The sequence below is a fragment of the Bacillus sp. A015 genome (assembly GCF_053851875.1).
On sequence record NZ_JBSPZB010000002.1, the window covers coordinates 1 to 12627 of the forward strand.

The window sequence follows — 12627 nt, forward strand, 5'->3', positions numbered from 1 at the left end:
AATATGGTTTTACTTTGTCTATGATAAATGAAAAATCAATGTACTGATCAATTTTACGAAGCAGGTGATCCTCTTCGACCAGTTGATCTAGCAATACAAATTCGGCTTCGTACTGAGAAGAATTTCTAGTGTGGAACATGAGAAAAACACCTTCCTTTAGTCGGCTTTTCTCTATTATAAAATGAGGAGATGTAAATTTTAAGGGAAAAATAAAGCTGTCGAGATTTTCTCGACAGCCTGAAGCCCTTAATGAGGGCTTTTTTCTTTATCTTCTTCTATTTGGATATACCCATAATGGAATTGGGCTGTTTTTCGTTTGATGACCTGAAATTGATAGGAGTCCGCTGTAAACCGAGTGCTTTTCCAATGATCTTTTAAAACCACTCTTTTTCTCGCCACTCTTATCGCTTCTTGCATGGCCATTTCGTGGTCAAAGTGGTGCTCTGCCGCATGACGAAGCGGCGCTATACTTGTAGATTCTTGAATCGTTTCCTCAAACATTGGATCAAAATAGACGATATCAAATGAACGATTTGGGAGCTTCTTTAACTGCTCGATACTGTCTCCGCTTATGACAGATATCCGTTTCATCGCTTCATCTGCCTCGCCTACACCTGTCTCCCATGTGTTTAGACCTTCTCGCACTAGTAATGCCGTCATGGGGTTCTTTTCAATACCAACTACCTTTCCATTAGGACCTGCAGCGCAGCTTGCGGTAATGGCATCTGACCCTAAGCCAAGCGTACAATCCAAAAAGGAATCGCCTGGCTTAAGCTGTGCTGCTTCTATCAATGGATCCTTTTCGCCACGGAGGAGCCGCTTCACCCTAAACATCGCTGAGCTTGGATGGAAGAAGAACTTTTCACCATTTGGCTGATACCATTCGAATCTTTCTTTCCCGACAACGAGTACGTCCCCCCGTTCGATGGCAAGCTGTTTGACGGATTGTTTGCGCCTCTCTACATACTCACCATGCAAATCCTCTGCTAGTGCCTTTGCTGTTTCAATCGTTTGTTCATTTGCTCTAAAGCTTGTTGTAATGAGCATGGCGTTCCTCCATCATGATCAAGAAAAAATGCCCTGATCTGATCACAGGACATTTCAACACTTGTATTAGCAATGTTTTTCGAATGCAGATAAGACATTTTTCATGATGTCTTCCATTTCATGGCCTTCAATTTCCTCACGCGGGATAAAATGAACAAGTTCATTTCCTTTTATAAGTGCCATAGAAGGAGAAGATGGTTCCTCACCTGTGAAGTATTCTCTCATTTTTGCAGTTGCTTCCCTGTCCTGACCAGCAAAAACCGTCACAATTCGCTCTGGTGCTTTTTCCGCCTTCATCACAGCTTGAATGGCAGCAGGGCGTGCTAAGCCGGCAGCACATCCGCATACAGAATTGACCACAACAAATGTCGTTCCTTCTGCTTCTTGCATCGTTTGTTCTACCTCTTCTTCAGTTGTTAGTTCTTGAAATCCCGCACTTGTAAGCTCTTGGCGCATTGGTACAACGAGCTGACGCATATATTCTTCATATGCCATTGACATAAAAAAGCCCCCTCTAAAATCCTTATGTTGTGAATAAAGGATACTATAGAGAGAGCCAATTTTCAAATGTTCGATTTCAGATTAAATTTTCATGATTCCGCCTGTATTGGCTGATGTCACAAGTTTTGAGTATCTGGCAAGATAACCAGTTTTCACTTTTGGCTCAAAGCCTTTCCAATTCGCTTTTCTTCTTTCCCATTCTTCTTCTGGAACATCTACGCTTAAAATGCGCTTTTCAATATCTACAACGACATGATCACCATTTTCAACAAAAGCAAGCGGACCACCCTCTGCTGCCTCTGGTGAGACGTGCCCAATGGACAATCCACGAGAAGCGCCGGAAAAACGGCCGTCTGTAATTAAAGCAACCTTTGGACCAAGTCCCATTCCGACAATTTGTGATGTGGGTGCAAGCATTTCTGGCATGCCAGGTCCGCCTTTAGGCCCTTCATATCGAATAATAACGACATGTCCCGCTTCTACTTTCCGGTTAATGATTCCCTCAAGAGCTTCTTCTTGGGATTCAAATACGATCGCAGGTCCTTCATGACGTGTGATACCATCTTGTACTCCGCCTGTTTTAATAATAGCCCCATCTGGCGCAAGGTTTCCAAATAAAACGGCTAAGCCGCCTTTTTCAGTAAATGGCTTGTCAATTGGATAAATGACGTTATAATCTTTTACTTCATGCCCCGCAATGTTCTCACCGAGCGTTTTCGCTGTGACGGTCATTGTATCTAAATGAATAGCTCCTTCTTTTTTGGACAATTCATTTAGCGCAGCTGTCACGCCGCCTGCTTCATGTAAATCCTCAATAAAAACATCCGAAGCTGGTGCAAGTTTTGATAAATGCGGCACACGCTCTGCTACTTCATTGATACGCTCGAGTGAATATTCAACGCCCGCTTCATTTGCGATCGCCAATGTGTGAAGAACTGTATTGGTTGAGCCACCTAGTGCCATATCTAGTGCAAATGCGTTATCAATCGCTTTTTCAGTGACAATATCACGTGGTTTAATATCTTTTTTGATGAGCTCCATCAGTTGTTTTGCTGACTTCTTCGCAAATTCTCTTCGTTCTGGTGATGTCGCCAAAATCGTCCCATTTCCAGGAAGAGCGATGCCAAGCGCCTCTGCTAAACAGTTCATTGAATTTGCCGTAAACATACCTGAACAAGATCCACATGTTGGACAGCCAAACTGCTCTAACTCATTTAATTCATCCTCATTAATTTTTCCAGACTGGTATGCACCAACGCCTTCAAATACGGATGAAAGAGAAATTTTTCTGCCATCACTTGTTCTACCCGCTTCCATCGGACCGCCGCTGACAAATACAGTTGGGATGTTCACACGCATTGCTGCCATCATCATGCCTGGTGTGATTTTATCGCAGTTAGGAATACAAACCATTCCATCGAACCAGTGTGCAGACACAACAGTCTCTACTGAGTCAGCAATGATTTCACGGCTTGGTAATGAATATCTCATCCCAATATGCCCCATAGCAATTCCGTCATCGACACCAATCGTATTGAATTCAAATGGCACCCCGCCAGCTTCACGAATGGCTTCTTTCACAATTTTACCGAATTCCTGAAGGTGGACATGTCCTGGGACAATATCAATATAGGAATTACATACGGCAATAAACGGTTTACCGAAATCCTCATCCTTTACCCCCGCTGCTCTTAGTAAGCTTCGGTGAGGTGCTCTGTCAATTCCCTGCTTAATCATATTACTGCGTAGTTCTGCCATCTGTTTAAAAAGCCTCCTATACTACAAGTCTAAGTTGACTGCATGATTTTGAGTTGATTTTATTTTACAAATTTTCTGTTTATTCAGCCACCTATGAATGACTGATGACCAATATGGCTGCTGAAGCAAGCGCTCAGCAAGGATCGTGTCATAAAATCTGACCTCCAATATTCTATATTGGTACTACTATATAGAGTTTTTTCGTATATTTCAACAATATTCAAAATAATTTTTCTAAAAAAATTTTTCTGTCTATAAAAAAGCGTTATTTAGAAAACAAGCTGCCTTTCATTGGCAGCTTGCTCTTCATTCTCATGATTCTGATGCATTTTTTCTACTTTCTGTCATTTGCTTCCACACTGAGCCTTTCGCTTCTTCTCCAAGCTCAATTCGCTCAATCGCCATTTTCACTTGTAGACTGACTTCAAATTCAGGGTCTTGTTCTGCTTCTTTCAATGCTTCAAGTGCCGTTTCGTCACCTTCTTCATAAAGGAACATGGCCGCACGCCAGCGGACAAGCTTACTTGGATCCTTTAATGCTGCGATCATCGCTTCTATAGCACTAGGGTCACCAAGATCCGAAATACAGTCTCCAGCTGTTCTGCGGACCGTGACTGTTTTGTCTTCAAGCCCCTTATATAAAATAGGCAGGATGGCAGGATCTTCAATCATTCCAGCATTCACAACGGCTTGTCTGCGAATAGACGTTTTTGGGTCCTCCATTGCTTTCATTAAAACGGGTATATCCTTTTGCTTGGGCTGCATTTGCTCTAAATGGGCAAAACGCTTTTTCCAATCTTCCTCGCGCAGCATCTCTTCTGTGACATCATATGCCTGGCGATTCACCTGTTTATCTACAGCCTCTTGTCCTTCCTTGACTGCCTCTGTTAAACGGACTAAACGCTCGTCATCATAAGCTGCTTGAAGCTCTTCTGTGACTTCTTGACCGATATCAGCAAATTCCCCAAAACGAACGCCGTGTTCTTTCCACACACGTTCAAACACGACATTGTCTGAACTGCTTCTGAGCTTTAAGATGCCTGCTTGGAAGCGTTCAGGCATTCCAAACCGCTCTTCTCTCTCACCGTCCGTCAGCTTGACCTGCATCGGAATCCCATTAAACATTTGGACGAACACTTTGACTTCGCCAAATGTGTCATCGCCTGACTGCGACCCTTCCTGAAGACCTTCTGTTTCTTGTCCAAAGGCCTCTCTGACCTGTTGTAAAATGCCCTGCCAGTCAAACTTTGCATTACGCTCGACCGCTAAGAAATCTGCGACATGATAAACCCCTTTAACACCTTCAATATTTAAAATGCGCTTGATCATCTCTGGCGCTTCGTCTTTTTGGTCCTTTTTGTAGTTGTTGCTTTTACCGCCGGCAAGTGCTTCTGTCAAAATGACCTTCATGGTATTTGGACTTGGCGTCGGTTCTATTGCTGTTATTTTCATCTATACATCCTCCTTACACACATAAAGACCCTACTCATCTGTAAGGCCGCATTCTTCTTTCCACGTTTTGATAAATAAACTCATAAATTCATGCCGCTTATCAGCAAGCTGCTTTCCTGCACAGGTGTTCATCAAGTCTTTTAATTTGAGCAGTTTTTCTTCCATATGCTTGAGCACGGAGCCCTGCTGCGTGTCCTTTGTAAAATGGGGCTCACCTGTTGCACCTGCATACGTAAACACTCTTGCGATGCCGCTTGCTCCTATCGCATCCAGCCGATCCGCATCTTGAACAATGGCCCCTTCTAATGTCATGGGCTTATGCTGCATATGACGGTGACGAAAAGACATCGTTGTAATGATGTCCATGATATAACGAATATCTCGCGTATCCACTTCCCACAATAGAAGCTGTTGCTTCAGTTGATGTGGTGAAAGCTTCCATTCATTTGACAGTTTTTCATCAATTAAATCATGCACAATAGCCGCCATTTCGATGATAAAAAGAGAGCCGCCTTCCTGCTTTGCGATATGGACCGCTAGCAGGCGGACACGATCGATATGAGCTGCATCGTGTCCAGTTGGCTCATTCTTTAGCTTATTTGAAACAAAGGAGGCAGCTGCCTTCAATTGTTTTTGCTGCATGATCGTCTGCATCTTATTTGTCCAATAAGGCGATGATTGAGCTTTCTAATTCTTTTGGTGGTGTCTTAGGGGAAAATCGTTCAGTGACTTCTCCGTTTTGATCGACGATAAATTTTGTGAAATTCCATTTCACTGTCTTCGTCCCAAGCACACCTTTCGCATGACTTGTTAAGTGTTTGAAAAGCGGGTGCGCATTGTCACCATTGACATCTACTTTTTCAAACATTGGGAAGGTCACACCATAATTCAACGAACAGAATTCTTGAATCGCTTCTTCCCCTTCCGGCTCTTGGTTCATAAATTGGTTACACGGAAATCCTAAAATTTCAAGGCCCTTTTCATGATATTGATCATATAGCTCTTGCAATTGTTTAAATTGAGGGGTAAGTCCGCATTTGCTCGCTGTGTTCACGATAATGAGCACTTTCCCTTTGTAATCTGCCATTGATTTTTCCTGACCGTTAATGGTCTTAACCTGAATATCATAAATTGACATCTCATAGCCTCCTAGGATTCACTTTTTCCTATCGTAACATGCTTCTTTTAGAAAATCGCTTTTTATGCTTCCTACTAAAAGAGTCCTGTCACACTGCCGTCTTCCAATAAATCCATCTCAAGCGCCGCAGGTTTTTTAGGCAAACCCGGCATGGTAAGAATGCTTCCGGTTAAAGCAACAATAAATCCTGCCCCTACAGATGGTTTTAACTCACGAATCGTAATGGTAAAACCTTTAGGTCTGCCGATTAAAGCTGGGTCGTCTGAAAGAGAATATTGCGTTTTTGCCATACAAACCGGCAAATGAGCCCAGCCGTTCTTCTCGATCGCTGCCAGCTGCTTTCTTGCTTTTGATGTGAGCGTGACGCCATCTGCCCCGTAAACCACTTGGGCTACTTTAGATAACTTTTCTTCGATGGAATCTTTCTCCTCATACAAATAGGAAAAGCGGTTCTTATTCTTTTCAATAAGTGTCGTGAGTTCCTCGGCAAGTGCTGTCCCGCCAGCGCCGCCTTCTTCCCATACATTCACGGTTTTGACTGGATGCCCATGCGTTTTGCACCAATCTTCTACTGCTTGAATCTCTTCTTTTGTATCGGTGATAAAGCGGTTCACTGCGACGATGTATGGAAGACCGAAGGCTTGCACTGTTTCAATATGCTTTTCTAAATTATGTATACCTTCTAATACGGCACGTGCATTCTCTTCTTTGAGCTCTGTTTTCTGCATTCCGCCATGCATCTTCAATGCTCTGACAGTCGCAACAATCACAACTGCACCTGGTTTGAAATCACCGGCTCTTGTTTTAATGTGCAGGAATTTTTCCGCACCTAAGTCTGCGCCAAAGCCAGCTTCTGTCACTACATAATCTGCTAGTTTTGCCGCCATTTTTGTTGCAATTAAACTGTTGCATCCATGTGCAATATTGGCAAAAGGACCGCCATGAACAAGGGCTGGAGTTCCTTCAATCGTTTGTACAAGGTTTGGTTTGAGCGCATCTTTTAAAAGTAAGGTGAGTACGCCTTCATATCCAAGCGCTCCAACTTTGACCGGCTCACCTTCTTGGTTATAAGCAACAACAATAGAAGAAAGACGTTTTTTTAAATCGTTTAAGTCTTCTGCTAAACAAAGGATCGCCATCATTTCGGAAGCAACCGTGATATCAAATCCATCTTCTCTAGGATACCCATTTAATTGACCGCCAAGTCCTACAACAACCTGTCTTAAAGCACGGTCATTTAAATCAAGCATTCGTTTCCACACAATCCGGCGCGAGTCGATGCCAAGTTCATTTCCGTGATGGATATGGTTATCAATAAACGCAGATAACGCATTATGAGCAGATGTAATGGCATGAAAGTCTCCTGTGAAATGGAGATTGATTTCTTCCATTGGCAGTACCTGAGAATAGCCTCCCCCCGCTGCACCGCCTTTAATACCCATTGTAGGACCTAGTGAAGGCTCTCGCATGGCAATGATCGCTTTTTTCCCGATTTTTTCGAAAGCTTGACCGAGGCCAACTGTTACGGTGGACTTCCCCTCACCTGCTGGCGTTGGATTAATCGAAGTCACAAGAATGACGTTTCCTTCTTTTTGTTCCTTTAAACGATCAAAAATGGTCAAAGATATTTTCGCTTTTGTGAAACCATAGCATTCTAATTCTTCGTCATGTATTTGTAACTTTGCTGCGATGTCTTGAATTGGTCTCAGCTGTGCCTTTTGGGCAATGTCAATATCTGATAAATGCTTAGTGATCATAAATAAACGGCCTCCTTTTTTACAGAAACAGCTTTCATTTTTGCTCTATTTTTCATTGTAACATAATTGAAACATTGAAATATCGCCAGAAAGTTCCTATAATGAAGTGAAATTAGCTTTGGTTCAGGGGGTGGCGAGTTGCCTATTAATATACCAGTTCATCTGCCGGCAAAACAAATACTAGAGAGCGAAAACATTTTCGTCATGGATGAGACAAGGGCATTCAAGCAAGATATCCGTCCTTTGAATATCGTGATCTTAAATTTAATGCCAAAAAAAATACAAACTGAAACGCAGCTGCTGAGAATGCTCGGGAATTCTCCTTTGCAAGTGTACTTTACGTTTTTGATTCCAAGTACGCACACACCGAAGAATACATCGAGAGAGCATCTAGATGAATTTTATACAACCTTTGAATCGATTCGCCATAAAAAATTTGATGGAATGATCATCACCGGCGCACCAATTGAGCATCTACCTTTTGAAGAAGTTTCCTATTGGAAAGAGCTGCAGGACATCTTGGAGTGGAGTAAAAACAATGTGACGTCTACTCTTCATATTTGCTGGGGTGCACAGGCAGGTCTATATCACCATTATGGCATTGAAAAAATCAAGCTTCCTGAGAAAAAGTTTGGCGTATTTGAGCATCTTGTCAAAGAGAAAAAAGAAAGATTAGTAAGAGGTTTCGATGAAGTATACTATGTCCCACATTCTAGGCATACAGATATTAATACAGAACAATTAAAAAACACACCGAATCTAAAAGTTTTGAGTATGTCTGAAGAAGCTGGTGTTTGTTTAATTGTTTCAGATGATGATAAACAAGTATTTTTAACTGGACATCCTGAATACGATACAGACACATTGAAGCAGGAATATGAAAGAGATTTGTTGAAACATGATACAGTCAAAAAACCCGTCCACTATTTTATAGAAGATGGTGACACACTAGTCCCAGTAAATCGCTGGAAAGCCCATGCAACCTTACTGTTTATGAATTGGCTTAATTATTATGTTTATCAAGAAACACCATATGTGTGGGAATAAAATAGACTGAGGTCTGATGATAAATGTTCAAAATGTGTTAAAATACAAATGGCTCTGTCTTCCATTATCAATTTAGTCTGTTTGTTTTTTAAAATTAGTTTAATTCTTTCGTAACGAATGATATGCTCTGACTGTTTATATGTTATCTTTATGTATATGTAGACCTATGAGATTCATAGTTTTCGTACGAAGTTTTGTTGTTGTTGATTACATTTGAGGTGAATATTCTTGAATACCAATAAAAAAATATTAATCTTGACCGCAAATTATGGAAATGGACATATGCAGGTGGCAAAAACACTGTATGATGAATGCAAATCCCAAGGGTTTGAACATGTGATAGTTTCTAATTTGTATCAAGAATCCAATCCCATTGTGTCAGAAGTGACTCAATATTTATACTTGAAGAGCTTTTCCATTGGGAAACAATTTTATCGCTTGTTTTATTACGGTGTAGATAAAATTTACAATAAACGCAAATTTAACATTTACTTAAAGATGGGAAATAAGCGTCTCGACGAATTAATTCAGTTACACAACCCTGACATCATTATTATTACATTCCCGATGATTGTTGTGCCAGAATACCGAAACAAAACGGGCAAAGTGATTCCGACATTTAATGTCATGACAGATTTCTGTCTTCATAAGATTTGGGTACATGAAAACATCGACCGATACTATGTTGCAACCGATTATGTGAAACAAAAATTAGTGGAAATCGGCACACATCCAAGCGATGTCAAGGTGACAGGCATTCCTATTAGACCACAATTTGAAGCAGACGTGCCAAAATCGATAATTTATAAAAAATATGGATTATCATCAGACAAAAAGGTCCTTCTCATTATGGCCGGTGCTCACGGTGTACTAAAAAATGTGAAGGAATTATGTGAAGCATTACTTCTTGACTGTAAAGTACAAATTGTTGTTGTATGCGGAAAAAACGCAGCGCTGAAACAATCGCTCAGCGATCTTGAACAAGCACACCCAGATCAATTGAAGGCGCTTGGATATGTGGAACAAATTGATGAATTGTTCAGAGTAACAGATTGTATGATTACAAAACCAGGCGGTATTACATTAACAGAAGCAACAGCAATCGGTGTTCCAGTTATTCTTTACAAACCTGTCCCTGGACAAGAAAAAGAAAATGCTCTTTTCTTTGAAGATTATGGTGCTGCCATCGTCATCAACAGACATGAAGACATTTTAGAATCTGTGACCAACCTGCTGCAAGATGAAGAAAAATTAGAAGCAATGAAACAAAACATTAAAAAACTGCACTTAAAACAATCTTCTCAAACCATTTTGGAAGATATCGTCGAACAATCAGATCTCATCACGAGTAACAAAACGTATGCTCGTGCATTATCATAAAAAGGTGCCCGTCATAGACGGACACCTTTTTTCTTTTAGCCTTGATTCCCATTTGTTGTGTACACCTCTTCAAACGGCTGAACGACAACAAAGCCGCTTCCGCTAAACTTCATTTGAATGGACTCCCCGCTCCCCCTGCCAATAAAGGTTTTGAACGAAACATCTGTCACAAATTCAGTTTTTAAATCCCCTGACCATGCGACCGTCGCATTTGGATCTGTATAGACAGAGTCACCTGGCTGAACAATTAATGTAAGCGGTTCGTAATGACTCGTGATCGCAATAAGGCCTGGCCCTTCAAGTTTGACATTAAATAATCCGCCTGCAAGCATGCCAGAAACCTTTTTCATCAATTTGATATCCCAGCGGACTGACGGTTCAAATGCAAGAAGATCATTTCCATTAACGAAAATGGATTCACCTTGAGCCAAACGAAGAATCGAGATCTTTTTGCCTTGGTCTGCGACATATAATTTTCCATCACCTGTTGCTTTCATGAGTGAGGTGCCTTCTCCTGATAACATTTTCTTGAACATCTTTGAGACGCCATGTTCAAAAACGCCCTCACGTTCAAACTTGATTTTGCCTCGATATGAGACCATGGAACCTGTTTTTGCCCAAATGGTATCGGTCAAATTAATTTCTAGAAGTCTTGATGTCTCAAGCTCGAAGACCCCTTCTCCTTTATCTTCTTGCTGGGTTTTTTGGACAAATTCTTCAATCGTATAACGATTCATGCTGCGCACCTCTTTCTATATTTTTTTTATATACGGACAAGATGCACGTTAGGTTTCGGAACATCAGATTATTATATATAAATGACAATTCACCAAAAAAATCAAACATTTTGCTCAAAATTTGGTTCGCCTCCTTGACGCTTTACTTTTGATGGTGTATAGTGGAACCATCATTTAACAACTTCTAAGGCGTTAGATGATGAAAAATTTTTTTTAGTATGCCAAAAGGTATGCTACAGTACTAGGAGGAAAAAGCAATATGCAAAACGGTAAAGTAAAATGGTTCAATAATGAAAAAGGTTTCGGCTTCATTGAAGTTGAAGGTGGAGACGATGTATTCGTTCACTTCACAGCTATCGAAGGTGACGGTTACAAGTCTTTAGAAGAAGGACAAGAAGTTTCTTTTGAAATCGTTGAAGGTAATCGTGGACCTCAAGCTGCAAACGTAACAAAAATCTAATCAACTAAATGAATGATGAAACGACAAAATAAAGAGAGGCTTATGCCTCTCTTATTTGATTTTCAGCTGAATTTCAATCGCTAAAATATTTTGCTTTAGTCTTTGTTCAATTTCAGAGATATCTTTTTCGAGAAAAGGTCTTCCCTTCTTTGCTACATCTACTAGTTGCTCTAGATCGCTGTACACCTCTTGAAATGTTCGATGTAATACCGTTTCGAAATCCTTATTATTCATACCGGCCTTCCTCTTTTCCTCTATTATCCGTCACTTAGTCAAAAAGTAACTCAACCAAAACTTTCTATAGTTATATCGGCTCATTTTCCGGAATATGTTCTTTTTTTACACATTCTATCCGTTTTTTTTCACGAGCCGATGTGTGATCAGGGAAAACCGGTGCGCCCTCTTACTTTTTGAGCAGTGCATTTCCGTATTCTTTTATTTTTTCTCCTACTGTACATTGCTGAATACAAAAGGAATGGGCATATTTTTTGCCAAATTCTTTTCGAAAGTGCTTTTTAATAAAACAATCTGAACAATACGTGTCTTGAAGATCCGTCAATTCTTTTACTGCTGTTTTTTTATCCACATTATTCAGCTCCGTCTGCATCTAATTTCAACTTACTTTCGATTGGGACGTCTACAAGAATCTGCCTTGCAAGCTGATCCGCTTCTGCATTTTGTTTACGATCGATGACTTCATATGTTGGCGTGAGCTTCAGCTCTTTTAAAGACGCTTCAATCCGGTCGAGCCATTTGTTATGTACATCATCATAACAAGGCCATTCTCCTTTTAGCTGATTCATGACAACAAGCGAATCTCCTCTAATCGTGACAGAATTTCTGCTGGCACCCAGGTCTTTTAAAGCTTTTACTGCTTCAAATAAAGCGGCATACTCTGCTTCATTATTGGTGTTCCCTTGGAAAGGCTGATTTTTTCTCAATCGATAAGCATCTTTTCCGAGCTTGTAATAGACGACAACTCCAAGTCCTGATGCACCCGTTTCTTTGCGAAAACTTGCATCAAAATAGACCTGAAGCTGATCAGGTTCAAGCTTTAGTTCTTCCTTTAGCTTTTCAAGTTCTTTTATCGACCACATGGCCCCTTTTTCATCTTCAAATGATAGGAGTGACTGTGGTTCTTTTTTGTCGATATGTTTTGCAAAAATCAAGGCCTCTTTTAGCTCCATCCAATCTTCTTGGAAAAAAGCAATAGACCCAATTGATTTCACTTTCATTGTATAGTGTGCTCTTAATTTCATTGACCACATCGCCTTCCCGTGCTTTTAAGGTAAACGTTCGTTATGCTATAATCAAAAAGTTACATTTTACAATGAGAAAGGAAGTTCATGT

At 40.7% G+C, this 12627-nt stretch carries 14 protein-coding genes and 1 pseudogene; 3 read left to right on the forward strand and 12 right to left on the reverse strand.

Annotation, left to right across the window (positions count from 1 at the left end):
* From ACSLGF_RS01530 to ACSLGF_RS01565, 8 genes and pseudogenes are all read right to left on the reverse strand, one after another.
* A pseudogene (locus ACSLGF_RS01530) lies at positions 1-139 on the reverse strand (IS5/IS1182 family transposase); the annotation flags it as partial.
* 107 nt (positions 140-246) lie between these two features.
* Positions 247-1047: a class I SAM-dependent methyltransferase gene (locus ACSLGF_RS01535; RefSeq protein ID WP_456001803.1), complete on the reverse strand. Its 801-nt coding sequence runs from the start codon at positions 1045-1047 to the stop codon at positions 247-249.
* Positions 1048-1113: 66 nt separating this feature from the next.
* A complete protein-coding gene (locus ACSLGF_RS01540; protein ID WP_456001806.1) occupies positions 1114-1548 on the reverse strand; it encodes a BrxA/BrxB family bacilliredoxin in 435 nt (144 codons plus the stop codon).
* Between the two features lie 81 nt (positions 1549-1629).
* Positions 1630-3306 carry a dihydroxy-acid dehydratase gene (ilvD, locus tag ACSLGF_RS01545; protein WP_456001809.1) on the reverse strand — a complete coding sequence of 559 codons (1677 nt, stop codon included), beginning with the start codon at positions 3304-3306 and terminating at the stop codon, positions 1630-1632.
* Positions 3307-3618: 312 nt separating this feature from the next.
* A complete protein-coding gene (locus ACSLGF_RS01550) occupies positions 3619-4758 on the reverse strand; it encodes a conserved virulence factor C family protein (RefSeq protein WP_456001812.1) in 1140 nt (379 codons plus the stop codon).
* A gap of 30 nt (positions 4759-4788) precedes the next feature.
* On the reverse strand, positions 4789-5400 hold the full coding sequence (locus tag ACSLGF_RS01555; protein WP_456001815.1) for an HD domain-containing protein: 612 nt from the start codon (positions 5398-5400) through the stop codon (positions 4789-4791).
* A 13-nt stretch (positions 5401-5413) separates the two neighbouring features.
* A complete protein-coding gene (locus ACSLGF_RS01560; protein ID WP_230030306.1) occupies positions 5414-5896 on the reverse strand; it encodes a glutathione peroxidase in 483 nt (160 codons plus the stop codon).
* A 74-nt stretch (positions 5897-5970) separates the two neighbouring features.
* On the reverse strand, positions 5971-7653 hold the full coding sequence (locus tag ACSLGF_RS01565) for a formate--tetrahydrofolate ligase (RefSeq protein ID WP_456001818.1): 1683 nt from the start codon (positions 7651-7653) through the stop codon (positions 5971-5973).
* 138 nt (positions 7654-7791) lie between these two features.
* Between ACSLGF_RS01565 and metA the strand changes: the two genes are divergently transcribed.
* Positions 7792-8700: a homoserine O-acetyltransferase MetA gene (metA, locus tag ACSLGF_RS01570; protein ID WP_456001821.1), complete on the forward strand. Its 909-nt coding sequence runs from the start codon at positions 7792-7794 to the stop codon at positions 8698-8700.
* A gap of 228 nt (positions 8701-8928) precedes the next feature.
* Entirely contained in the window at positions 8929-10080 is a 1152-nt protein-coding gene (locus ACSLGF_RS01575; protein WP_456001824.1) for a diglucosyl diacylglycerol synthase, read from the forward strand.
* Positions 10081-10115: 35 nt separating this feature from the next.
* Here ACSLGF_RS01575 and ACSLGF_RS01580 read toward each other — a convergent pair whose 3' ends face one another.
* A complete protein-coding gene (locus ACSLGF_RS01580) occupies positions 10116-10817 on the reverse strand; it encodes an AIM24 family protein (protein WP_099728476.1) in 702 nt (233 codons plus the stop codon).
* Between the two features lie 259 nt (positions 10818-11076).
* On the opposite strand from ACSLGF_RS01580, the gene cspD reads away from it, so the two are divergent.
* Complete coding sequence (cspD, locus tag ACSLGF_RS01585; protein ID WP_003215784.1) at positions 11077-11277, forward strand: cold-shock protein CspD; 201 nt, start codon at positions 11077-11079, stop codon at positions 11275-11277.
* A 51-nt stretch (positions 11278-11328) separates the two neighbouring features.
* On the opposite strand, the gene ACSLGF_RS01590 is transcribed toward cspD, so the two are convergent.
* The 3 genes from ACSLGF_RS01590 to ACSLGF_RS01600 form a co-directional block, all read right to left on the reverse strand.
* Positions 11329-11511, reverse strand: a complete 183-nt coding sequence (locus tag ACSLGF_RS01590; protein ID WP_039179402.1) for a hypothetical protein — start codon at positions 11509-11511, stop codon at positions 11329-11331.
* Between the two features lie 169 nt (positions 11512-11680).
* On the reverse strand, positions 11681-11863 hold the full coding sequence (locus ACSLGF_RS01595) for a zinc-finger domain-containing protein (RefSeq protein ID WP_099728475.1): 183 nt from the start codon (positions 11861-11863) through the stop codon (positions 11681-11683).
* Position 11864: 1 nt separating this feature from the next.
* Positions 11865-12536: a reverse transcriptase-like protein gene (locus ACSLGF_RS01600; RefSeq protein ID WP_456001828.1), complete on the reverse strand. Its 672-nt coding sequence runs from the start codon at positions 12534-12536 to the stop codon at positions 11865-11867.
* Positions 12537-12627: the final 91 nt, after the last annotated feature.

Bases quoted from the DNA above. Each gene is read 5' to 3' on its own strand.
- ACSLGF_RS01535 (WP_456001803.1), bottom strand. From the start codon at position 1,047: ATGCTCATTACAACAAGCTTTAGAGCAAATGAACAAACGATTGAAACA.
- ACSLGF_RS01540 (WP_456001806.1), bottom strand. From the start codon at position 1,548: ATGTCAATGGCATATGAAGAATATATGCGTCAGCTCGTTGTACCAATG.
- ilvD (WP_456001809.1), bottom strand. From the start codon at position 3,306: ATGGCAGAACTACGCAGTAATATGATTAAGCAGGGAATTGACAGAGCA.
- ACSLGF_RS01550 (WP_456001812.1), bottom strand. From the start codon at position 4,758: ATGAAAATAACAGCAATAGAACCGACGCCAAGTCCAAATACCATGAAG.
- ACSLGF_RS01555 (WP_456001815.1), bottom strand. From the start codon at position 5,400: ATGCAGCAAAAACAATTGAAGGCAGCTGCCTCCTTTGTTTCAAATAAG.
- ACSLGF_RS01560 (WP_230030306.1), bottom strand. From the start codon at position 5,896: ATGTCAATTTATGATATTCAGGTTAAGACCATTAACGGTCAGGAAAAA.
- ACSLGF_RS01565 (WP_456001818.1), bottom strand. From the start codon at position 7,653: ATGATCACTAAGCATTTATCAGATATTGACATTGCCCAAAAGGCACAG.
- ACSLGF_RS01580 (WP_099728476.1), bottom strand. From the start codon at position 10,817: ATGAATCGTTATACGATTGAAGAATTTGTCCAAAAAACCCAGCAAGAA.
- cspD (WP_003215784.1), top strand. From the start codon at position 11,077: ATGCAAAACGGTAAAGTAAAATGGTTCAATAATGAAAAAGGTTTCGGC.
- ACSLGF_RS01590 (WP_039179402.1), bottom strand. From the start codon at position 11,511: ATGAATAATAAGGATTTCGAAACGGTATTACATCGAACATTTCAAGAG.
- ACSLGF_RS01600 (WP_456001828.1), bottom strand. From the start codon at position 12,536: ATGAAATTAAGAGCACACTATACAATGAAAGTGAAATCAATTGGGTCT.